At 67.4% G+C, this 19,931-nt stretch carries 15 protein-coding genes and 1 tRNA gene; 6 read left to right on the forward strand and 10 right to left on the reverse strand.

The window, feature by feature from the left end; translation table 11 throughout:
• Positions 1-59 precede the first annotated feature (59 nt).
• Both I5E68_RS12290 and I5E68_RS12295 read left to right on the forward strand, forming a co-directional pair.
• On the forward strand, positions 60-899 hold the full coding sequence (locus tag I5E68_RS12290) for an NAD kinase (RefSeq protein ID WP_197164098.1): 840 nt from the start codon (positions 60-62) through the stop codon (positions 897-899).
• Positions 900-1,043: 144 nt separating this feature from the next.
• Positions 1,044-1,118 (forward strand) — tRNA-Asn (locus I5E68_RS12295).
• A gap of 131 nt (positions 1,119-1,249) precedes the next feature.
• Here the strand turns inward: I5E68_RS12295 and I5E68_RS12300 are convergent.
• Positions 1,250-1,417: a hypothetical protein gene (locus I5E68_RS12300; protein ID WP_197164100.1), complete on the reverse strand. Its 168-nt coding sequence runs from the start codon at positions 1,415-1,417 to the stop codon at positions 1,250-1,252.
• Between the two features lie 351 nt (positions 1,418-1,768).
• Here I5E68_RS12300 and I5E68_RS12305 point away from each other — a divergent pair, with 351 nt between their 5' ends.
• The gene (locus I5E68_RS12305; RefSeq protein WP_197164102.1) at positions 1,769-1,966 is read left to right on the forward strand and encodes a hypothetical protein; all 198 of its coding nucleotides are present in this window, start codon (positions 1,769-1,771) and stop codon (positions 1,964-1,966) included.
• Between the two features lie 136 nt (positions 1,967-2,102).
• Here the strand turns inward: I5E68_RS12305 and secA are convergent, their stop codons facing one another.
• Together secA and I5E68_RS12315 are read right to left on the reverse strand one after the other, a co-directional pair.
• Complete coding sequence (gene secA, locus I5E68_RS12310) at positions 2,103-4,841, reverse strand: preprotein translocase subunit SecA (protein ID WP_197164105.1); 2,739 nt, start codon at positions 4,839-4,841, stop codon at positions 2,103-2,105.
• Between the two features lie 136 nt (positions 4,842-4,977).
• Positions 4,978-5,280, reverse strand: a complete 303-nt coding sequence (locus tag I5E68_RS12315) for a hypothetical protein (RefSeq protein WP_228726958.1) — start codon at positions 5,278-5,280, stop codon at positions 4,978-4,980.
• A gap of 137 nt (positions 5,281-5,417) precedes the next feature.
• On the opposite strand from I5E68_RS12315, the gene argJ reads away from it, so the two are divergent.
• The 3 genes from argJ to I5E68_RS12330 are packed head-to-tail and all read left to right on the forward strand — an operon-like array spanning position 5,418 to position 8,111.
• Positions 5,418-6,644 carry a bifunctional glutamate N-acetyltransferase/amino-acid acetyltransferase ArgJ gene (argJ, locus tag I5E68_RS12320; protein ID WP_197164106.1) on the forward strand — a complete coding sequence of 409 codons (1,227 nt, stop codon included), beginning with the start codon at positions 5,418-5,420 and terminating at the stop codon, positions 6,642-6,644.
• A gap of 1 nt (position 6,645) precedes the next feature.
• Positions 6,646-7,275 (forward strand): glutathione S-transferase family protein, encoded by a 630-nt coding sequence (locus I5E68_RS12325; RefSeq protein WP_197164107.1) that lies wholly within the window; start codon positions 6,646-6,648, stop codon positions 7,273-7,275.
• Between the two features lie 23 nt (positions 7,276-7,298).
• The gene (locus I5E68_RS12330; protein WP_197164108.1) at positions 7,299-8,111 is read left to right on the forward strand and encodes an inositol monophosphatase family protein; all 813 of its coding nucleotides are present in this window, start codon (positions 7,299-7,301) and stop codon (positions 8,109-8,111) included.
• A 99-nt stretch (positions 8,112-8,210) separates the two neighbouring features.
• Here I5E68_RS12330 and trxA read toward each other — a convergent pair whose 3' ends face one another.
• The 7 genes from trxA to I5E68_RS12365 all read right to left on the reverse strand — a co-directional run bounded on the left by trxA (position 8,211) and on the right by I5E68_RS12365 (position 19,736).
• Positions 8,211-8,531: a thioredoxin gene (trxA, locus tag I5E68_RS12335; RefSeq protein ID WP_197164109.1), complete on the reverse strand. Its 321-nt coding sequence runs from the start codon at positions 8,529-8,531 to the stop codon at positions 8,211-8,213.
• Between the two features lie 94 nt (positions 8,532-8,625).
• Positions 8,626-12,132 (reverse strand): double-strand break repair helicase AddA, encoded by a 3,507-nt coding sequence (gene addA, locus I5E68_RS12340; protein WP_197164110.1) that lies wholly within the window; start codon positions 12,130-12,132, stop codon positions 8,626-8,628.
• Positions 12,129-15,167 (reverse strand): PD-(D/E)XK nuclease family protein, encoded by a 3,039-nt coding sequence (locus tag I5E68_RS12345; protein WP_197164111.1) that lies wholly within the window; start codon positions 15,165-15,167, stop codon positions 12,129-12,131. The genes addA and I5E68_RS12345 overlap by 4 nt, the downstream gene beginning before the upstream one ends.
• A complete protein-coding gene (locus I5E68_RS12350) occupies positions 15,160-15,885 on the reverse strand; it encodes a nucleotidyltransferase family protein (protein ID WP_197164112.1) in 726 nt (241 codons plus the stop codon). Before I5E68_RS12350 ends, I5E68_RS12345 begins: the two co-directional genes overlap by 8 nt.
• Entirely contained in the window at positions 15,882-16,886 is a 1,005-nt protein-coding gene (locus I5E68_RS12355; protein ID WP_228726959.1) for an aminoglycoside phosphotransferase family protein, read from the reverse strand. Before I5E68_RS12355 ends, I5E68_RS12350 begins: the two co-directional genes overlap by 4 nt.
• Positions 16,883-17,356, reverse strand: a complete 474-nt coding sequence (gene tsaE / locus I5E68_RS12360; protein WP_197164833.1) for a tRNA (adenosine(37)-N6)-threonylcarbamoyltransferase complex ATPase subunit type 1 TsaE — start codon at positions 17,354-17,356, stop codon at positions 16,883-16,885. The genes I5E68_RS12355 and tsaE overlap by 4 nt, the downstream gene beginning before the upstream one ends.
• 34 nt (positions 17,357-17,390) lie before the next feature.
• Complete coding sequence (locus tag I5E68_RS12365; RefSeq protein ID WP_197164113.1) at positions 17,391-19,736, reverse strand: PAS domain-containing sensor histidine kinase; 2,346 nt, start codon at positions 19,734-19,736, stop codon at positions 17,391-17,393.
• Positions 19,737-19,931 lie beyond the last annotated feature (195 nt).

Below are 19,931 nucleotides of genomic sequence, written 5' to 3' on the forward strand. Positions count from 1 at the left end.
CGATTGGGCACAGCCGGTAGACTGGAGCGACCAAGGCAAACGTGCAGCAGGACCCGACAATGGCAGGAAATTTCGATACGCCGGACAGTGCAGGCACGGCGATCACGCAGCCCATCGGCGGCGGTCCGCTCAAGCTCGCGCTCATCGTCTCGGACAGCGGCAAGGCGCAAAGCGGCGCCGTAGCGCTGCGCAAGGCGCATTCCTGGGTCAAACCCGAGGAGGCCGACGTGCTGGTCGTGGTCGGCGGCGACGGCTTCCTGCTCCACGTTCTGCACGAACTGCTCGACCGCGACGTGATCAAGCCCTGCTTCGGGCTCAACCTGGGCACGGTGGGCTTTCTCATGAATGGCCAGCACGACGACACCCGCCCGCTCGTCGAACGCGTGATGCAGGCACACCGCGTCCCGGTCAGCCCGCTGCGCATGCAGGTCACGACCGGCTCGGGCGAAGTCCATAGCTACTACGCGATCAACGAAGTGTCGCTGCTGCGCGAAACGCGCCAGACAGCCAAGCTGGAAGTGCGCATCAACGGCAAGGTACGCATGGAGGAACTCGCCGGCGACGGCATCCTCGTCGCCACTCCGGTTGGCTCGACCGCCTACAACCTCTCGGCCAACGGCCCGATCCTGCCACTGGGATGCCGCATGCTGGCGATGACCCCGATCAGCCCGTTCCGGCCGCGCCGCTGGAAAGGCGCGATCCTGCCCGAGAGCGCCGAGGTCGAGTTCCGCATCCGCGAGCCCGGCAAGCGCCCGGTCGCCGCCGTCGCCGACCAGAAGGAAGTGCGCGACGTCAGCACCGTACGAATCGCAGCGGCGAAGGAAAAGGAACTCACCCTCCTTTTCGACCCCGGCTTCACCCTCGAGGAACGTATTTTCGCCGAGCAATTTCAGGTCTGAAGCTAGGCCTTCTGCGGGCTTTAGGACCTCGCCCGAAACTTTCTCGCGGCTCGCGGCAAATTTTCTGAAGAGCGGGGTTGCCAACCCGGAAGGCCCTGCGTATAGGCGCACACCTGCCCGGCGGTGGCGACATCAAAGGGCTGCTCCCCGATAGCTCAGCGGTAGAGCATTCGACTGTTAATCGAATGGCCGTAGGTTCGAATCCTACTCGGGGAGCCATTTCCTTTCCCAAGGAAATCAAAGGCTCGCAAGTCACAACCGGCGCAAGGCCAGTGCGACACAGGCCGCTTCCACAACATCGTTGATTCTCAGCCGAGCGCTGACGATTGCCGTCTTACGACTGCGTCGGGTCAGTGCACCGCGGCGAGCGTGCGTACCTGCTGGAAATCGAGCTCCTGCGAATGGCCGGCATCCCAGGCCTCGCGCCAGCGCGGGTTGCGGTAGGGATTCGCTTCCGATGCGATTCCGTCGCGCGCCGCCTTCTGGCCCCACAGCCTTGCCTGGTAGATCGATGCCATGTGCCTATGCCTTCTCTATCGGAGGATACGCATGATGCAATGCAACCCGGTTCTCCGTGTTCCGGCTTCGCCGACCAGCTGCATCCCGCACACGATGAAGCGTAAGTGCCTTTTTGACCAGATGCTGCACTGCAATGCCGGAAGCCTGTCCAGCACTGGCACAAGATGAAATCGTGGCTTTGCGAACGGGAACCACTCGCGCATCAGACGGTTCGACTAACTGATCGACCGGACTGGCCGAAAGGCCATCGCAAACCCGTTCGGTCGGCCCTAGTTCGAAGGCCGGTCGGGACGCGTTGTCCGGGCCGGTCCATCTGTTCGTTGCGCATGACTGTTCGTCGCGGGATTCTTATGCAGACCTACACCCTCAAGTACTTCGACGATGCCGTGGGGCTGGAGAAGCGGATTGAGTTCAAAGCCGCCCATGCCGGTGGCGCACTCGTGGTCGCCAAGAACGAGGCTCCCGACCGTCATGCCGAACTGTGGGAAGACGGTCGGCGCATCTGCATCCTCTATCGCCGCGAGGACGTCTGGCAGATACGCCCCTGAGCGCTCCACACCACGCGAATCTTGACCAAACGCAAGAAGGGCCGCCGTAGTCGCTACGGCGGCCCTTCTTGCTTTCGTTGCGGGTTACACGCCCGCGAGGGGCGACCGTGAGGCCACCCCTTCGTTACGGCAACGCTCAGACGAGCGCGCCGTGGCAGTGCTTGTACTTGTTGCCCGAGCCGCAAGGGCACAGTGCATTGCGACTGATGTTCATGTCGGCATAGGGATTTTCAGCCGTGCCGCCCGGGCTCGCCGAAGCGACGGGGCTGCCGGCGAGCGAACCGAAATGTGCTGCCATCTGCGCGGACCCGTCGCCGTCGTTGCTGTTGTCCATGCCGGTCAGCGGATCGATGTGCCCGGTGAGGAAGTCGGGAAGCTCGGGAAGCTCGACCGGTTCAGGCATGCGCAACTCGCTGACCGAAAGAATGCGGGTCACGTCCTCGCGGATGCCTTCCAGCATGCGTTCGAACAGGCTGAAGGCCTCGGTCTTGTACTCGTTGATCGGGGTCTTCTGGGCATAGGCACGCAGGAACACCACCTGGCGCAGCGCATCGAGCGTGGCGAGGTGCTCCTTCCAGTGGTGATCGAGGCGATCGAGCATGATCGACTTCTCGACCTGACGCCAGATCGCCGGGTCGTCGCGTTCCATCTTGGCCTGCATCTTTTCCGCGGCCATGGCCGCGAGGCGTTCCTCGATGACTTCGGGATCGACGCCGTCCTCATCGACCCACTGCTCGATCGGCGCGTCGAGGCCGAGGATGTCGGCAGCGGCTGCCTTGAGCCCCTCGATGTTCCAGTGCTCGGGGTAGGAGCCCTGCGGACAGGCATCGGCGACCATCGCGTTGACGGTGTCGTTGCGCATGTCGACGACGACATCGTCGAGCGTATCGGCATCCATGATGTCCGAGCGCTGCTCGTAGATCACCTTGCGCTGGTCGTTCATCACGTCGTCGTATTCGACGACCTGCTTGCGCATCTCGTAGTTGCGCGCCTCGACCTTCTTCTGTGCGGTCTCGATCGCCTTGGAGAGCCACTTCGAGCCGATCGCCTCGCCGTCCGCGAGGTTGCTGTTCATCATCTTCGAGAACAGCGTGTCGGGGCCGAAGATGCGCAGCAGGTCATCCTCGAGGCACAGGTAGAACTTGGATAGGCCCGGGTCGCCCTGACGGCCCGAACGGCCACGCAGCTGGTTATCGATGCGGCGGCTTTCATGGCGCTCGGTACCGATCACGCACAGGCCGCCCGCTTCGAGCACCTGGGCCTTCTCCGCCGCGATCTCTTCCTTGAGACGCACGAGAGCGGCTTCGCGCTCGGGTCCTTCGGGGATCTCGGCGAGCTCGTCGTCCATCCGGAACTCGAGGTTGCCGCCCAGCTGGATGTCGGTACCACGGCCCGCCATGTTGGTGGCGATGGTCACGGCGCCAAGGCGCCCCGCCTGCGCCACGATGTGCGCTTCCATCTCGTGGAAGCGCGCATTGAGCACCGAGTGCTTGACGCCTTCCTTGTTGAGGAAGTCGGAAAGCAGCTCGGACTTCTCGATCGAGACGGTGCCCACGAGGACCGGCTGGCCCTTCTCGTTCTTCTCCCGGATAAGCTTGGCGATGGCGCCGAACTTGTCGAGCGTGTTCTTGTAGAACTCGTCCTCCTCGTCGATGCGCTGCACCGGAACGTTGGTCGGGATCGAGACGACGTTCATCTTGTAGATGTCGAAGAACTCGGCGGCCTCAGTCGCCGCAGTACCGGTCATGCCCGAAAGCTTGGGGTACATGCGGAAATAGTTCTGGAAGGTAATCGAGGCGAGCGTCTGGTTCTCGGGCTCGATATTGACGCCTTCCTTGGCCTCGACCGCCTGGTGCAGACCGTTCGACCAGCGACGCCCGTCCATCATGCGGCCCGTGAACTCGTCGATGATGACGACCTTGCCGTCCTTGACGATGTAGTCGGTGTCGCGCTTGAACATCTTCACGGCCTTGAGGGCCTGGTCGAGGTGGTGGACCACCTGCGTGTTCTCGACGTCGTAGAGATTGGTGCCAACCAGCAGACCCGCGGTCTCGAGCAGACGCTCCACGTTCTCCGCGCCGTCCTCGGTAAGGGTGACGCTCTTGGTCTTCTCGTCGCTCTCGTAGTCCTCGTCGCTGAGCTGCTTAACGATCGCGTCGACCGCGATGTAGAGCTCGGACTTGTCGTCGGTCGGACCCGAAATGATCAGCGGGGTGCGCGCCTCGTCGATCAGGATCGAATCGACCTCGTCGACGATCGCGAAGTTGAAGGGGCGCTGCACCATCTGGCTGCGCTCGTGCTTCATGTTGTCGCGCAGGTAGTCGAAGCCGAACTCGTTGTTCGTGCCGTAGGTGATATCGGCGGCATAGGCCTCGCGGCGCTGGAACTCGTCGAGGTTCGGCACGATCACGCCGATGGTGAGCCCCATGAAATTGTGCAGCTTGCCCATGGTCTCGGCGTCGCGACGGGCGAGATAGTCGTTCACGGTGATGACGTGCACGCCCTTGCCCTCGAGCGCGTTGAGGTAGGTCGCGGTGGTCGCGACGAGCGTCTTGCCCTCGCCGGTGCGCATTTCCGCGATCTCGCCGCGGTGAAGCACGATGCCGCCGATCATCTGCACGTCGAAGTGGCGCATGCCGAAGACACGCTTCGATGCCTCGCGCACCGTAGCAAAGGCCTCGGGCAGGATGTCATCGAGGCTCGAGCCGTTCGCGAGCAGTTCGCGGAACTTCTGAGTCTGGGCGGAAAGTTCCTCGTCGCTCATCGCCTCGAGCGTGGGCTCGAAAGCCTCGATCTGGGCGACGACCTTGGAGAGAGACTTGACGTAGCGTTCGTTTGACGAACCGAAGATGGACTTGACGAGTGCGCCGAGCATGGCGGGAAATCCCTGTTTTTTCGAAATATCGATATGAATATGGAGGACGCGCGCGAGCATGTGGGCCGGCACGTCCGGTCAGCTCTCGCAAGAGCCGCAATCCGGGGGCGATCCGCGTGGCACGGACCTTGCCCTGCTATTCGCGGGCGCGGTCGATCCGGGTGAGAACCGCAGGAACCGAGCGCACCGCGGGCGCGATCTCGCGCGACGGGGCATGGATGCGAGTATTGCGCCAGCCCGGCTCGGGCAGCCTCGCCAGCGCGACAGGCGCACGCGGGGCCTTGGTCGCGGCTGCCTCGGCAATCATCCGGACCTGCTGCGCCGAAGGCAACTGCGCTGCACGCGCCTGCTGCGCCGAAGCAGGCGCGGCGAGGCCCGTAAGCAGGGCAAGCAGGGTCAGGATCAGGCGATTGGCCATTGCCACCAGATAGGAAGCCAAGGCACGGCTGTCTACCGCGCAATGGCCACTGTTCGCCGGGAAGTGTAGCCGGACCTGATCGAGTACCCGCAGCAATCGGCGTGCCTGCGCCGATTGCATCCTTGACCCAGCGTCAAGGGGCGCTACCGACTTGCGCCATGTCCGACACCGTCTCTCCGCTCGCCTCGCCCTTCCCCGCCCTCCCGCAGATCGCGGGCGTCACCCCGCGCGTCGCGCGTGCCGGGTACAAGGACTGGGGCCGCTGCGACCTGACCTACGTGACCTTCGATGAGGGCACTGCGGTTGCCGGCGTGTTCACAAGGAACGTTTGCTGCTCTTCCGAGGTCGAGATCGGTCGCGACAACCTCGCACAGGGCTCGGCCCGCGCGCTAGTGGTCAATGCAGGCAACTCGAATGCCTTCACCGGCTACCGTGGGCGCGAAGCGGTGGAACAGATCATGGCGCAGGTCGCCGAGCATCTGGGATGCACGAAGGAGGAAGTGTTCGTGTCCTCGACCGGCGTGATCGGTGTGCCGCTGCCCAAGGACAAGGCCCGCGAGGGTCTGGAGAAGGCACTCGTCGCGCAGCCGTGCTCGTGGAACGAGGCGGCCGAGACCATCGGTACCACCGACACCTTCGCCAAGGGCGCGACGGCAAGCGCCATGATCGGTGAGACGAAAGTCACGATCAGCGCGATCATCAAGGGTTCGGGCATGATCGCCCCCGACATGGCGACGATGCTCGGCTACGTCTTCACCGATGCCGCGGTATCGCCTGCGTTCCTGCAGGAATGCCTCTCCGCTGCGAACACGCGCACGTTCTCGTGCATCACGGTCGATTCGGACACCTCGACCAGCGATACCGTCCTCGCCTTCGCGACCGGCAAGGCAAGCAACGCACCGCTCGTCGACGCAAACAGCCCCGGCGCCGATGCCTTTGCCGCCGCGATCCACGACGTCTGCCGCCAGCTCGCCCACCTCGTCGTACGCGACGGCGAAGGCGCGAACAAGTTCATCGCGGTCTCGGTCTCGGGCGCCGTTTCGGACGAGAGCGCGCGCAAGGTCGGCATGGCCATCGCCAACTCGCCGCTGGTCAAGACCGCCATCGCGGGCGAAGACGCCAACTGGGGCCGCGTGGTCATGGCCGTGGGCAAGGCAGGCGAGCCCGCCGACCGCGACCGCCTCTCGATCGGCTTTGGCGGCACCTGGGCCGCGAGGAACGGTCTGCCGCTCGCCGACTATGACGAGGCTCCGGTGGCAGCGCACCTCAAGGGCCAGGACGTGACCATCGAGGTCGACCTGGGCATGGGGGACGGCGCCGCCACGGTGTGGACCTGCGATCTCACGCATGGCTACATCTCGATCAACGCCGACTACCGGAGCTGACATGAGCCGGACCACGCCTACTCTGACCGTCTGGGGCCGGCTCAACTCGCACAACGTCAAGAAAGTCGTCTGGTTCGCAGAGGAACTGGGCCTCTCCTACCGCCGCATCGACGTGGGCGGCGCGTTCGGCTTCAGCGAGGAATACCTCGCCAAGAACCCCAACCGCCTGATCCCCACCATCGAGGACGGCAAGATCACCTTGTGGGAATCGAACGCGATCCTGCGCTACATGGCGGCTGAATACGGCGGCCCGCGCTGGTTCGCGAACGATCCCATCGACCGCGCGCTCGCCGACCGCTGGATGGACTGGCAGTTCGCCTATGCCGACGCGCAGCGCGATGCCTTCCTCGGCTTTGCCCGCACCGCGCCCGAGGATCGCGATGCGGCCAAGATCGAGCGCTCGATCGCGGCCTGCGCAAAGCATCTCGCGGTGCTCGACGCGCACCTCGCCACTACGCCCTACCTTTCGGGCAACGATTTCGGCATCGGCGACATCCCGATGGGCGTCTACATCCACACCTGGTCGGCGCTGCCCTTCGACAAGCCTGCCTTTCCCAACGTCACGGCATGGTACGAGCGCATCCGCAGCCGCGCAGGCTATGCCGACAACGTGATGATCCCGCTGACCTGACGCGAGAGGATACGCAAGCCATCATGATCACCCCTGCCCTCACCAGCGCGGTCGAAGCGATCATGCGCGAAGCCTCGGACCGCGCCATCGCCCCGCGCTATCGCAAGCTCGAGCAGGACCAGATCATTGACAAGGCGCCCGGCGACGTCGTCACCATCGCCGACCGCGAGAGCGAGGCCATGCTCACCGCACGCCTCTCGAACCTGCTGCCCGAAGCGTGCGTCGTGGGCGAGGAAGCGGTCCACGCCGATCCCGAGGTCATGGCCCGGCTCAAGGACAAGCTGTGCTGGATCGTCGATCCGCTCGACGGGACGATGAACTTCGCGCAGGGCAAGGCCCCGTTCGGCGTGCTCGTCGCGCTCGCCGACAAGGGCGAGACCATCGGGGGCTGGATCCTCGACACGCTCTCGGGGCGGTTCTGCCATGCAGGACTTGGCACCGGAGCCTTCGTCGAAGGCTACAAGGTCTCTGCGCGCAGCACCGGGCAGGAGCCGCCGGTCGCCGCGATCTCGACGCTGTTCCTCGATCCCGAGCAGCGCGAGCAGGTCAAGGCACAGGTCGAGCCGCACTACACGCTGGTCGACATCCCGCGCTGCGCCGCCGAGCAATATCCGCGCCTCGTGCTGGGCACCAACGACATCTCGGTCTTCAACCGCACGCTGCCCTGGGACCATGCCGCAGGCGTACTTTTCCTCAACGAGGCCGGCGGCAAGGCCGCGCGCCCCGACGGAAGCCCCTACCGTGTCGACGAATACGAACGCACCGAACTGATCGGCGCCTCGAGCCCCGCACTGTGGGACGACTTCGCCGCAATCGTCGCCGAGATGCAGGCCTGAGGCCAAGCCTCCGGACAAAACGAAAAGGCCGCAGGCAACCTAGTGCCTGCGGCCTTTTTCCTTGTCGACGTCAGGGCTCCTTGCGGCGCCCTGCCGCGATCAGATCTCGCCTTCGATCCAGCCCTTGAGCGCGCTCTTGGGCGCTGCACCGAGCTTCTGGGCAACCGCCTCGCCGTTCTTGAACAGCACCATCAGCGGGATCGACTTCACGCCGATCTGGCCGGGGATGTCGGTGTTGGCCATGATGTCCATCTTGGCGATGGTCACCTTGTCGCCGAGTTCGTCACTGATCTCTTCGAGAGCCGGGCCGATCATCTTGCACGGACCGCACCAGTCAGCCCAGAAATCCACGAGGACGGGCTTGTCGGACTTGAGGACATCGTCCTCCCAGCTGGAATCGGTGACGGCGATGGTGGGCATGGATTAACTCCTCATAACTGCGTTTGCAGGCAATCTGCTTTGGATGGCAATCTAGTGATGAAACGGCCCGGAGCAACGCCCCCGGCCAAAAGGTTTACTCGGGCACGGCCAAGTCCGGCTTGTGCAGGGCAAGGACCTCGCCGGGAACGGTGATCAGGCGCGGCGCGGCAGTGTAGAGCAGCGCGACCTCGACACGGCGCCCCGGGAAGGTGACCCCGAGCGCGGCGGCATAGGCCCCCATCTGGCGCAAGATCCCGCGCGGAACCTCGTCGAGGCTCGCGGGCGGGCGACGCGAGGTCTTGTAGTCGACCAGCCGCACGCTCTCCTCGCCGATCACCAGCCGGTCGATCGTGCCCGCGACCACCTGCCCGCCGACGAGCGCTGCCACCGGCACTTCGGCAAGGCTGCCCGGCGCGAAGAGCTCGGCCCATTCGGGATTGTCGATTACCGCCAGCGCATCGCCCAGCAGACCTTCGCGCATGTTCGCGTCGAGATCGGCCGCGTTTCGTGCCAGCCATGCTCTCGCTAGCGTCTCGCGTTCGCCCGGTACGGCCTCGGGCAGGCTTTCGAGCAGCTTGTGCACGAGCGTACCGCGCCGGGCCGCATCGCGCCCTGCCCCGGGCGGAAACGGCGGATCGGGCGCATCGTCCTCGCCCAGCGAGGAAGGCGCGAGCGGACGTGGCGGACGCGGTTCGGCGGCAGGCGCCCGGCCCAGCCAGGCCGGCAATACCTCGGCCAGCGGTAGCTCGGGCGAGGCGCTGGGCAGCGTTACGCTGGCTGCGGGCGTACCGCTCTCGCAGCGCGCGCCCCAGACCGGGTCAGCAACTTCAGCGGCTTCGGGGAACAGCGCGCGCAAGCGGGCGTACCAGCTTTGCGGTGCGGGCATACCCTTGTCGCGCGAGCCAAGCGCGCCGCCGACGAAGAGCGCTTCCTCGGCACGGGTCATGGCGACGTAGAGCAGGCGCCAGTGCTCCTGCGCGGCAGCCTCCTTGTCGGCCTCGACTTCTTCGAGGATCGGCCCCAGCTTCTCGTGCTTCCCGACAGGGGGCAGCGGGATGCGCCGCGCCGGATCGCGCGGATCGGGAAGGTCGACGTCGGCGGGGCGCGCGTTCTCGGGATTGCCCGCCGCATCGGCAAGGATCACGATGGGTGCCTGAAGCCCCTTCGAGCCGTGCACCGTCATCACCCGCACCAGCCCGCCCGCGTGGTCCGCCTCGCGCTTCAACTCACCGTCGCCCGCATCGAACCAGGCCAGGAAACCGGCAAGGCTCGGCGTCGCGCTCGCGCCATAGGCGCGCGTCGCGTTGACCAGTTCGTCGATCGGATCGTTCGCCTCGCTGCCCAGCCGTGCGACGAGACGGCGCCGCCCCTGCCATGGCCCGACGAGAAGCCATTGCAGCAGCTCCTGCGGCGGCGCGAAGTCGGCGCGACCGAGCAGTTCGCCAAGTTGATGCAGCACGCGCCCGACCTCGGGATCGCCCGAGCGACGCAAGTGATCCCACAAGTGTACCCGCTTCTCGCGCCAGCCATGTTCGAGCAGCTGCTCCTGGCTCCAGCCGACCAGCGGGGAGACCAGCAGGCTGGCAAGATTGAGATCGTCGAGCGGCTGGGCAGCGAAGCGCAGCGCGGCGACGAGATCCCTCACCGCGAGCGGCGCACCGAGCCGCAGGCGGTCGACGCCCGCGACCGGAACGCCCGCCGCATGCAGCCGCGCGACGATCAGCCCGGCCAGCTCCTTGCGCTGGCGCACCAGCACCATGATGTCGCCCGCCTCGGCGCGGCGGCGCGTACCCTTGACCAGGGTGAAACCCGGCCCATGCTCGTCAAGCCAGCTGCGCACCTGCTCAGCAATGGCATCGGCCATGCGTCGTTCGGGCCGCGAGATCCAGGTCTCCTTGTCCTCGCCGTCGTCATCGCCCGCATCGGCGATCTCGTCCTCTTCCTCGTCGCCCGCTGCCGCGCCGATGGGGCGCCACAAGGCCACGTAGCCGGGCCGCTCCTGCCCCTCGTGCCGCTCGGGCGCACGGTCGAGACCGAACTGGCCAGGCCCGATCCCGGCGATGGCTTCGTCAACGAAGTCGAGCACGGTCTGCGCCGTGCGGAAACTGCGGTCGAGACCCAGCTCGACCAGCTCGCGCGCTCCATCCTCGCCGCGCAGAACCTCGGCGTTGTGAGCTGCCGCATTCATCGCCGCTCGCACGCGGTCGGCGGCCTTGCGGAAGTTCTCCGGGCTCGTACCCTGAAAGCGGAAGATCGCCTGCTTGTAGTCGCCGACTACGAAGAGCGTGCGCATGGCGTCCTCGTGCTGGCCGACCCCGGCCCAGAACTCGCCCGCCATGGCGAAGATGATCGCCCACTGCGCCGCGTTGGTATCCTGCGCCTCGTCGACGAGGATATGATCGAAGCGGCGGTCGAGCTTGTAGCGGATCCAGTCGGCCTGCTCCTTGTTGGCGAGCAGGTCGGCAGCGCGACGGATCTGGTCGTCGAAGTCGATCAGCCCCTCGCGCTGCTTGGCCTCGTCCCAGGCGAGCGCGAAGGCGCGCCCGAGCCTGAGCGCGGGCACCAGTCGCTCGGCAAGGTCGAGCAGGTTTGCAAGAGCCCGCACAGCGCGGATGCATTCGACCACGCGCGCGGCATAGTCGGCATAGGCCGGATCGATCTTCTCCTGCGACTTGGCCGCCTTGGGCTCGTCCTTTTGCGTCAGGAATACGCTCGCGAGGCCCTCGATCGAGGCAGCTCGCTGTTCAGGCGCGCCGAGCAGCCACTCGCTGATCGCTTCAACCGCACCGAGCCCGGTCTTCGTGCCCCACTCGTGGTTGATCTCCATGCAGCGGCGCAGCGAGGCGACATCGAAACCGGCATCGCTGCACAGTGCTGCCAGCATTTCTGCATCGGCATCGCCGGGCAGGCCGAGCATGCGCAGGACATGGCCGCGCATCTCGCCCGCCTGCCACGAGCCGGGACCGAACCAGGCCTCGCGCGCGGAGGCGCAGCGCAGGAGAAACGGCAGGATCGCATCGCTGCCGTGGCGCAGCGAAAGTGCGGCCAGTGCTTCGATCAGGCCGGGATCGCCCGAAAGCGGGTTCTCGGCATCGACCAGCAGGTCGACGAGCACCTGATGCGCCAGCAGGATGCGCTCGCGGTCCTCCATCGGGCGGCTGCCCGGGATCAGGTCGGCCTCGAGCGGGAAAGTCGCCAGCAACCACTGCGAGAAGGCGTGGATGGTGTCGATGCGCAAGCCACCGCCCGGACAATCGAGCACGGCGGCAAAGAGGGTGCGGGCGCGGGCGATGGTCTCGCCGTCGCCGCGCGCACCGATCGCCTCGAGCCGGGTGAACAGCTCGGTGTCGGAGAGGCGCACCCACTCGGCTAGCGTACCGTTGATGCGCGCGGCCATCTCGGTCGCGCCCGCCTTGGTGAAGGTCAGGCACAGGATCTGCCCCGGCTCCACCCCGGGCTGGAGCAGCAGGCGCAGCACGCGCGAGGAGAGAACCTGAGTCTTGCCGGTACCCGCCGAGGCGGAGAGCCACACGGTGTCGAGCGGGTCGACCGCACGCATCTGGTTGCCGTGCAGCGGGTGCACCGTCGCAGCGCCGCTCATGCCTCGCCCCCTGCCTGCTCGTCCTCACGCGGCGGCGGTTTGCCGCCACCGAGCGTCGTGATCCATTCGTCGAGCCGCATCAGCTGATCGTAGTCGGCATAGGAGCCAAGTTCCGGGTTGAGGCGCGCGGTGAAGGGTTCGTTGCCCAAGATCCAGTTGTCGAGCGCATCGTCGAGATAGCGCCGGGTCTCGGGGAGAAAGTCCTCACGCGCGATGCCCGACTTCTTGCGGCCTTCCGGGATAGGCTCCTCGACAAAGCCGAACGTGCCTTCGGCCCCTGACTTTTTCTTGGCCATCGACCAGTACTCGAACCCGCTGGCAGCGCCCGTGATGCCCTCGAAACCACCCGCCTCGACGATGAGACCGATCAGACCGAGCTGCAGCGCGAAACCGTCGGCTACGCGCTTGCCCGAGGGCGGCTTGCCAGTCTTGTAGTCGACGACCGCGATCTCGCCGTCGGCCTTGCGGTCGATGCGGTCGGCGCGGCCATGGATGCGCACCTCGCGGTAATGCATCGCGCCCCACTTCTCGACCCCGAGGACCTGCCGCCCCTCGCCCTTGGCAGCCAGTACGGTGGCCTCGAAGGTGTCTAGCGCGGCAGCGAGACGTGGCCACCACAAGGCACGCATCAGCGGGTGCGCGCTCTGCTCGCGCAGTACCCCTTCGGCGATCGTCCGCAGCCCGGCCTCGGGTTCGCCTGCCTCGTGCCAGCGCTGCATGATGAGGTGCGCGATCTCGCCCTTCCAGGCGGCGCTCGGCTCTGCGTCGAGCCCGTCGATGCTGCGCAGGCCGAGGATCGCATTGGCGTAGAACTGGTAGGGATCGCCGCGCAGCCGGTCGAGGCCGGTAACCGAGACGTCGACCCGGCGCTGCTCGGCGCTCGGCATGGGCTGCGGGCGCGGATGCGCAGCGACAGGCGCGCCAACATCGATCTTGCGCGCCAGAGCCACCGTATCCGTCTCGCGGTGACGCTCCACCTGATCCCCCATCATCGCCTTGACGCGCAGCACGAAGCGCGAGGGAATGACCGGAGCACCATCGTCGCGCTGCGCCCAGCTCAGCACGACCTCGGGCGCACCGAGCGCAGCGGCAAGATCGTGGGCGGCAAGTCCGATGCGGAAGTCCGCACCGGGCACGCCGAGCGCACGCAGGACGGCGGGCGGCAGCAGCGAGTCCTGGGAGGGGCTGGCGGGCCAGACGCCCTCGGTGAGACCGCCGCAGATGACGAGATCGGCGCGGCTCATGCGCGCCTCGAGCAGACCGTAAATCGAAACGCGCGGGTGGCCGCCCCAGGGCGGGCGCACCGAAGTACGCTCCATCGCATCGCGCAGCACCGCGTGCAGCTCGCGCGGGTCGAGCACGGTTCCGGCGCTTGCCGCTGCCGTGCGCAAGTCCTCGACGAACCCCGAGAGCGCGCGTCCATCCGCGCCGCTCCACAGCCCTTCGCCGCACAGGGCCTCCCCGGCCTCGGCGAGGAGACCGACGAGGCGCTCGAGGCTCTCGCTTTCGCTCAGGGCGAAGAGCGGCGCGAGGATCGCGGCCATGTCCTGCCACCAGCGCTCGAAGTGATGCTCCCTCGCCAGTTCGGCGACGGGTTCCAGACCAACCCCGCGACGCGGTCCGCGCAAGGCGAGATCGAGCTTTCGCGCCGCCTCGAGCCAGCGCGCCCGGTCGCCAGCCCCGGCCAGCGGATGCGAGGCGAGCGCGACCAGCGGGACCGGTGCAGCCTGTTCGGCGACGACTTCGGCGAGCAGCAGCAGCAGGCGTCCGGCGGCGGTCTGCGGCAGGGGACGGCCCGCGGTATCGTCGGCCTCGATGCCCCAGCGGCCAAGGTGCGCGACGACGCGCCCGGCTAGCCCGCGATCGGGCGTGATCAGCGCAACGCGGCGCTCGGGCGTCTCGAGCGCCTCGCGGATAAGGATTGCGATGGCCTGTGCCTCGGCGCCGGGGTGGGCGCTTTCCATCAGGCGAACCCCGCCCAGACGGCGGCTCTCGGCGGGCAGATCGACCCAGACGGCAGAGGCCCTGGGCGGCAGGAACAGGTTGGAAATCGCCTTGCTGCGCGCAGGCGGCGCAGCGCCGAGCCCCGAACGGTGCCAGGGGCGCACTTCGCCGCGCGCCACGCCCATGCGGTTGAGCAGCAGCTTGAGGTGGTACTGCGGATGGGTCACGGCATCGCCGCGCCCGAAAGGCGGATCGCCCTTCTCTTCAGGCGCGCCCGCGACGCCGAGTTCGTCCCAGACCGCATCGTCGAGCGAAAGGTCGAGATCGGGCAGGATCACGCTTCCGCGCTCCAGTTCGCTGACCACCCGCAGGAGCCTCGCGAGCGAGGGCGAGGCGCTGGTCACGCCCGCCGCGACGACGGGCTGTGCGGGCGGGTGCTCGCTCCAGCGCCGCGCGGTGTGTTCGAAGAGCATGTTGCGCCGCTGCGGCGCGTCGATCTCTCCGCGCTCGGCCAGTTCGGCGAGCCAGTACTGCTGGACTTTCAGAAAACTGCGGGTGTTCTCGCTCCAGTGCCCGGCGAGATCGCCGACGATGCCGATGACCTCCTCGGACATGAGATCGACCGGCGCGATGCCCTCGACGAGCAGGCGGTCCATCGTCGCGCCGAGTTCCCAGGCACGGCGCAGCAGGGCAGCGCCCTTGCCAGCCGCCGCACCTTCGACCTCGCGCAGGTAATGGGCAAGGCGCAGCCAGCGCCGCCCCGGATCGCAGGCGGGTGGAATGTCGCTCGCGCCCAGTGGATCGAGCAGCACGCCCAGCGTCTCGTCGAGATCGAGGTCGCCGACCACCACCATGCGCGGCAGAAGCATGCCGCCCGAGGGGACCTCGCCCTGCGCGACATCGGCGCCGGACTGGCGAATGAAGGCCTCGGTGACCGTGCGCACGGTGCGGCGGCTGGGCAGCAGCAGGGTCAGCCGGGCAAGGCCCAGCCCAGGTTCGGCGTAGCGCGGGACAAGGCCCGCCACGAGGGCATCGGCGAAGCCGCGGTGCGCGGCGATCGAGTAGACGTTCGGCCCGGGCCGCTCAGGCACGCGTGAGGTACTCCTCGGTGGGCTTGATCGCACCCGGCTCGCCTACCTCGAACCATTCGCCCTGATGCGACATGCCGTAGAGACGGCCTTCCTCGATCGCACGGCTCCACAGCACGTTGGTCGAGAAACCGCCTTCGGGCGCATCGCGCAGCAGGCGCTTGGACACGAGCTGGATGCCGGTGAAGATGAAGGGTGCGACGCGGCCCTGACGGCGGCGCGAAACGCGCCCATCGGCATCGAGGTGGAAGTCCCCGTCGCCCCGGTAATTGCGCGCGCGGGCGTGCGGCACCATCATCAGCAGCGCGTCCATCTTCTCCGGGTCCCAGCCGCGCGAGAGGTCGGCGAAGATATTCTCGGGCCCGTCGATCCAGATATTGTCCGAATTGAGACAGAAGAACGGATCGGGCAGCAGGCCCTGCGCGCGCACCATGCCGCCGCCGGTCTCGAGCAGCGCGTCGCGCTCGTCCGAGATCTGCGTTGCCGGGCCGCGCTTTCGCACGCTCAGATGCCCTTCGAGCGCATCGGCGAGGTAATGCACGTTGACCACCGCATTCGAGACCCCGGCCTCTTCGAGCCGGTCGAGCGCATGGTCGATCAGCGCCCTTCCCGCGACCCGCACCAGAGGCTTGGGCTGGCTGGCGGTAAGCGGACGCATGCGCTTGCCCATGCCTGCGGCAAGCACCATCGCGGTATCGCTGGCGAGTGGATACTGGCTCATGCCTCGAAGCTCCCGCCGCCCGCCGCGCGCAGCTCGGCCGGGATGTTCGCGTCGAACCACTGCGCCACGGGTTCGAGCGCGGGATGCGCGAGGTCGCGTTCGAGCAGCGCCCAGACGCGCGGGATCAGGTCGAGGTAGCGTGCCTTGCCGTCGCGGCGCCAAAGACGCACGAAGATACCCACGATCTTGACGTTGCGCTGCGCTCCAAGGCGCGCGTAGTCGGCGATGAACTGCTGCGGATCGGCGCCGCTCGCGCGCAGGTAGTGCTCGACCATGTCGGCCTCGAGCTCGGGCGCGACGTCGCGGCGCGCGTCCTGCAGCAGCGAGACGAGGTCGTAGGCCGGATGGCCGACGAGCGCGTCCTGGAAGTCGAGCAGGCCCTGCTTCTCCAGATCGCCGAGCAGCATGATGTTCTCGGCATGATAGTCGCGAAGCACGGTCACGCCGGGGCGCTGGCGCGGCAGGAGGTCGGCCATGACCTTCTCCCAGGCCTGCGTGAAGCCCGGAACGTCGACGTAGAGCGAACGCGCGGTGCAGTACCAGTCGATGAACAGGCGCACCTCGCGCTGGTACTCGGTGAGCGAGTAATCGAGGAAGGGCCCGGGCGGCAGCTCGTGCAGCTGGACCAGCGCATCGACCGCGCCGCGATAGACCGCCTGCTCGTCGTCGGGCCACTGGTCGAGATAGTCGCGCATGCGCGCCTCGCCGAAGTCCTCGAGCAGAACCAGCCCGCGATCGGCATTCTCGGCAAGGATGCGCGGGGCGCGCATGGCGTTCTCGTCGAGCCACTTGGCAGCGCGCAGGAAGGGCGCGGGGTCCTCGTTGGGCGGCGGTGCATGCATCAGCATCGCGCTCTTCTCGCCCTCTTCGCCCTTGCGAATGCGGAAATAGCGGCGGAACGAGGCATCGCCGGGCAGCGGCTCGATCCTTGCATCGGACCAGCCCGCCGCAGCGAGAAACGAATCGAGCCCTTCGGGCAGCATATGCGAAGCGTCAGTCATCGTGGTTCCCGCCCTAGCCAATCGGGGCCGCCCTCGACAATGGCGATACGCCCTGCAGCGCCCTCATCCCCCGCAAATTCCAGCCGAACCGACAGACAGGCCGGCTCATGCGCGAAGCCTCCGGCATGATCGGGCCACTCGGCGATCAGGGCCGCCCCCTCGCGATAGTCGTCGAGCCCGATCTCCATCGCCTCGTCGGGATGGGCGAGCCGGTAGAAGTCGGCATGGACCAGCGGCAGGCGCACCCCCGAACCATCGAGCCCCGGATCGTAGGGCTCGATGATCGCGAAACTGGGCGACGGCACCTCGCCCTCATGGCCAAGCCCGGCGATGATCGCCCGCGCGAGCGTGGTCTTGCCTGCGCCCAGACCGCCTTCGAGCGCCACCACGTCGCCCGGACGCAGGGCCGCAGCGATCTTCTTGCCCAGCCGCTCCATGGCAGCGAGATCGGGCAGCTGCACGAGGGTCATCGGCATCGAGGCTCCTTTGGGGCGAATGCGCAGGTCAGGGCAGTTCGATCAGGGCGAGCGTGCCCTGCCCCGGCTCGGACTGGATGGTGAGTGTGCCACCATGCGCCTCGACGAGTTGGCGCGCGAGCGGCAGGCCAAGGCCCTGGCGACGCTCGACGCTCTTGCCATCGGCGCTGACCTTCATCCCCTCCAGCGCGCGGGCGAGACTGCGGCTGTCCATCCCCTCGCCCTTGTCCTGGATGCGGATGTCGAGCCCGCCGCCCTTGCGCTTGGTCGCCTGCAAGAGGATGCGCGCGCCCGCTGGCGAAGCCGCGATGGCATTGTCGAGCAGTGAGCCGACCGCGCGCGCCAGCCGCTTGCGATCGGCCTCGAGCGGGCGCAGCAGGCTGTCGCCGCGCAGATCGATGGCAAGCCCCGTCTTCTCCAGTCGGGACACGCGTTCCTCCGCGACCTCGCGCAGGAAGGGCATGACCTCGAGGCTCTCCTTGCGCAGCGGCAGCATGCCCGCCTCGCTTTGCGAGAGATCGAGCAGGCTTTCGATATGTTCGCCCAGCTGCGCCACCGAGGAAAGGATCGCAGCGACATATTCGCGCCCGCTCTCGTCGAGCTGGCCACCCACGCCCGCATCGAGCAGTTCGGCGAAGCCGCCGATCGAGGTCAGCGGTGTGCGCAGTTCGTAGCTCATGCTGGCTAGGAAGCGGGTCTTGATCGCGTCCGCCTCGAGCAGCGCGGCATTGCTCTCGCGAAGGGCGTCCTCGGCCTTTTGGCTGTCGGTAATGTCGAGCACCGCAAGCAGGCCGTTGCCGTCGGGCAGCGGCACGCCCGCGAATTCGAGAATGCGCCCGTCGGCGAGCATGATGCGCCCGCCCTTCTCGGTACGGTCGAGGGTCGCCGCGCGCACCACATCGCCGACTTTCTCGACCTCGGCAGGCCGCGTCAGGCGCTTGGCGATGGTCTTGAGCAAGTGCTCGATATGCGGGTGAGTGTCGAGGAACTCGCTCTCCAGCCCCCATGTGCTGGCAAAGCGGCGGTTCCATATCTGCATTCGCCCGTCGGGAGCGAAGACGGCGATGGATTCGAACAGCGAATCGATCGTCGCGGTACGCGTGCGCAGCAGGGTGTCGCGCATGGCCGAAAGGCGCAGCTGCTCGGTACGGTCCTCGAGGATCAGCATCAGCCCGCCATCGGGGACCGGCTGGGCGACGATGCGCAAGTGCGCGCCGTCGGGCAGCGTCCAGGCTTCCTCGCGGGTCTCGCTGGCGGAGAACCACGCGGCCTTCTCGCGGCGCCATGCGGGGAAGTCGCGGACTTCGGGCACGCGCCCTGCGTCGCGCGCTGCATCGAGCAGGCGCTCGAAGGCAGGCGGGTCCTGCATGGTCTTGGCCGAGAGGCTGAACAGGCGCTGGAAGGGCTGGTTGGCGAAGACCAGCCGGCGCTGCATGTCGAACTGGGCGACACCCGCCGAAAGCTGGTCAAGCATCGCGCGCTGCGCCTCGCGGAAGGCGCGCAGGGAACGCGAGAGCTCCTCCATGTCCTCGATGTCGACCGCGTAGCCCGCGATGCCGTCCTCGCCGAGCGGCAGGTCCGAGACGCGCATGGCCCGTCGCTGGCCATCGATGGTCGTCGAGACGACGCGCTCGATCGGCGCTTCCTGACGGCTCGCCTGACGCGCGACCTCGCTGGCCGACTGGCCGTCGACGGTCTCGATCAGTTCGATCCCGCGCGCGACCACATCGTCGGCATTTTCCGCGCCGACCGCAGCGACGTAGGCGTGGTTGACCAGCTGGAGCTGGCCATCCTTGCGGCGAAACCACATGGGCATCGGCGCAGCCTCGATCAGCGAGACGAGCGCGGTGAAGTCGCCGCGTGCGCGCGCAGCCTCCTCACGCAGGCGGCTGAGCTCGCCCTCGCTCTCGGAGAAGTCGAAGACCCAGACCAGCGCTGCGCCACCGGGCGAGACCTGCGGGTCGGCGAGATGGCCGCGCAGCGCGAGGCTGCGGCCCGAATTGCGCGGGGTGACGGCCATGCGGAAGGGCGCGGCGCTCTTCTGGGTGCGGCGCACCGCCTCGGCCAGCTCGGCAAGCTTGTCTTCAGGCAGGCCCCGGTCGCCGCCGTCGAGCTCGCTCAGGTATTGCGGCACGCCGTCGAGGCCAAGCCAGTGCGCGAGGCGCGGCGAGGCCTCGATCCGCCCGTCAGAGCGCACCAGCAGCGGCAGCGCAGGCGATTCCTCGACCATGCGCGCCAGTCGCCGCGCGGAACGCAGCTGCATCTCGGCCCGCTTCTGGCGGGTGCGCGCGAGCACGATCGTCCAGGCCGCCGCGAGCGTCCAGGCGGCGAGCATGAGGCCGATCAGGAGGGGAAGGAAACGATCCGTGTCCATTGCCCTTGGCTATGGTGCCCCGCAGCCGCGATGACAATGGGCGAGCCCATCGCCGCCAACAAATTCACGCGAAAACCGTGCGGTCTGCGCGGGCAGGCGCAAAATGCAGACGGGGAGGACGAGCCCGTGCCCGCCCTCCCCGTCGAGGTTCGCATTGCGCAGCCGGCGCTCCCGACGATGCGGGAACGCCCGCGG

Origin of the sequence: Novosphingobium aureum (assembly GCF_015865035.1) — a bacterium.
GTDB classification, from domain to species: domain Bacteria; phylum Pseudomonadota; class Alphaproteobacteria; order Sphingomonadales; family Sphingomonadaceae; genus Novosphingobium; species Novosphingobium aureum.

Coding starts and splice junctions, on each gene's coding strand:
- argJ (WP_197164106.1), top strand. CDS start 5,418: ATGTCCGACACCGTCTCTCCGCTCGCCTCGCCCTTCCCCGCCCTCCCG.
- I5E68_RS12300 (WP_197164100.1), bottom strand. CDS start 1,417: ATGGCATCGATCTACCAGGCAAGGCTGTGGGGCCAGAAGGCGGCGCGC.
- trxA (WP_197164109.1), bottom strand. CDS start 8,531: ATGCCCACCATCGCCGTCACCGATTCCAGCTGGGAGGACGATGTCCTC.
- I5E68_RS12290 (WP_197164098.1), top strand. CDS start 60: ATGGCAGGAAATTTCGATACGCCGGACAGTGCAGGCACGGCGATCACG.
- I5E68_RS12305 (WP_197164102.1), top strand. CDS start 1,769: ATGCAGACCTACACCCTCAAGTACTTCGACGATGCCGTGGGGCTGGAG.
- I5E68_RS12355 (WP_228726959.1), bottom strand. CDS start 16,886: ATGACTGACGCTTCGCATATGCTGCCCGAAGGGCTCGATTCGTTTCTC.
- tsaE (WP_197164833.1), bottom strand. CDS start 17,356: ATGACCCTCGTGCAGCTGCCCGATCTCGCTGCCATGGAGCGGCTGGGC.
- I5E68_RS12365 (WP_197164113.1), bottom strand. CDS start 19,736: ATGGACACGGATCGTTTCCTTCCCCTCCTGATCGGCCTCATGCTCGCC.
- I5E68_RS12330 (WP_197164108.1), top strand. CDS start 7,299: ATGATCACCCCTGCCCTCACCAGCGCGGTCGAAGCGATCATGCGCGAA.
- secA (WP_197164105.1), bottom strand. CDS start 4,841: ATGCTCGGCGCACTCGTCAAGTCCATCTTCGGTTCGTCAAACGAACGC.
- I5E68_RS12325 (WP_197164107.1), top strand. CDS start 6,646: ATGAGCCGGACCACGCCTACTCTGACCGTCTGGGGCCGGCTCAACTCG.
- I5E68_RS12350 (WP_197164112.1), bottom strand. CDS start 15,885: ATGAGCCAGTATCCACTCGCCAGCGATACCGCGATGGTGCTTGCCGCA.
- addA (WP_197164110.1), bottom strand. CDS start 12,132: ATGAGCGGCGCTGCGACGGTGCACCCGCTGCACGGCAACCAGATGCGT.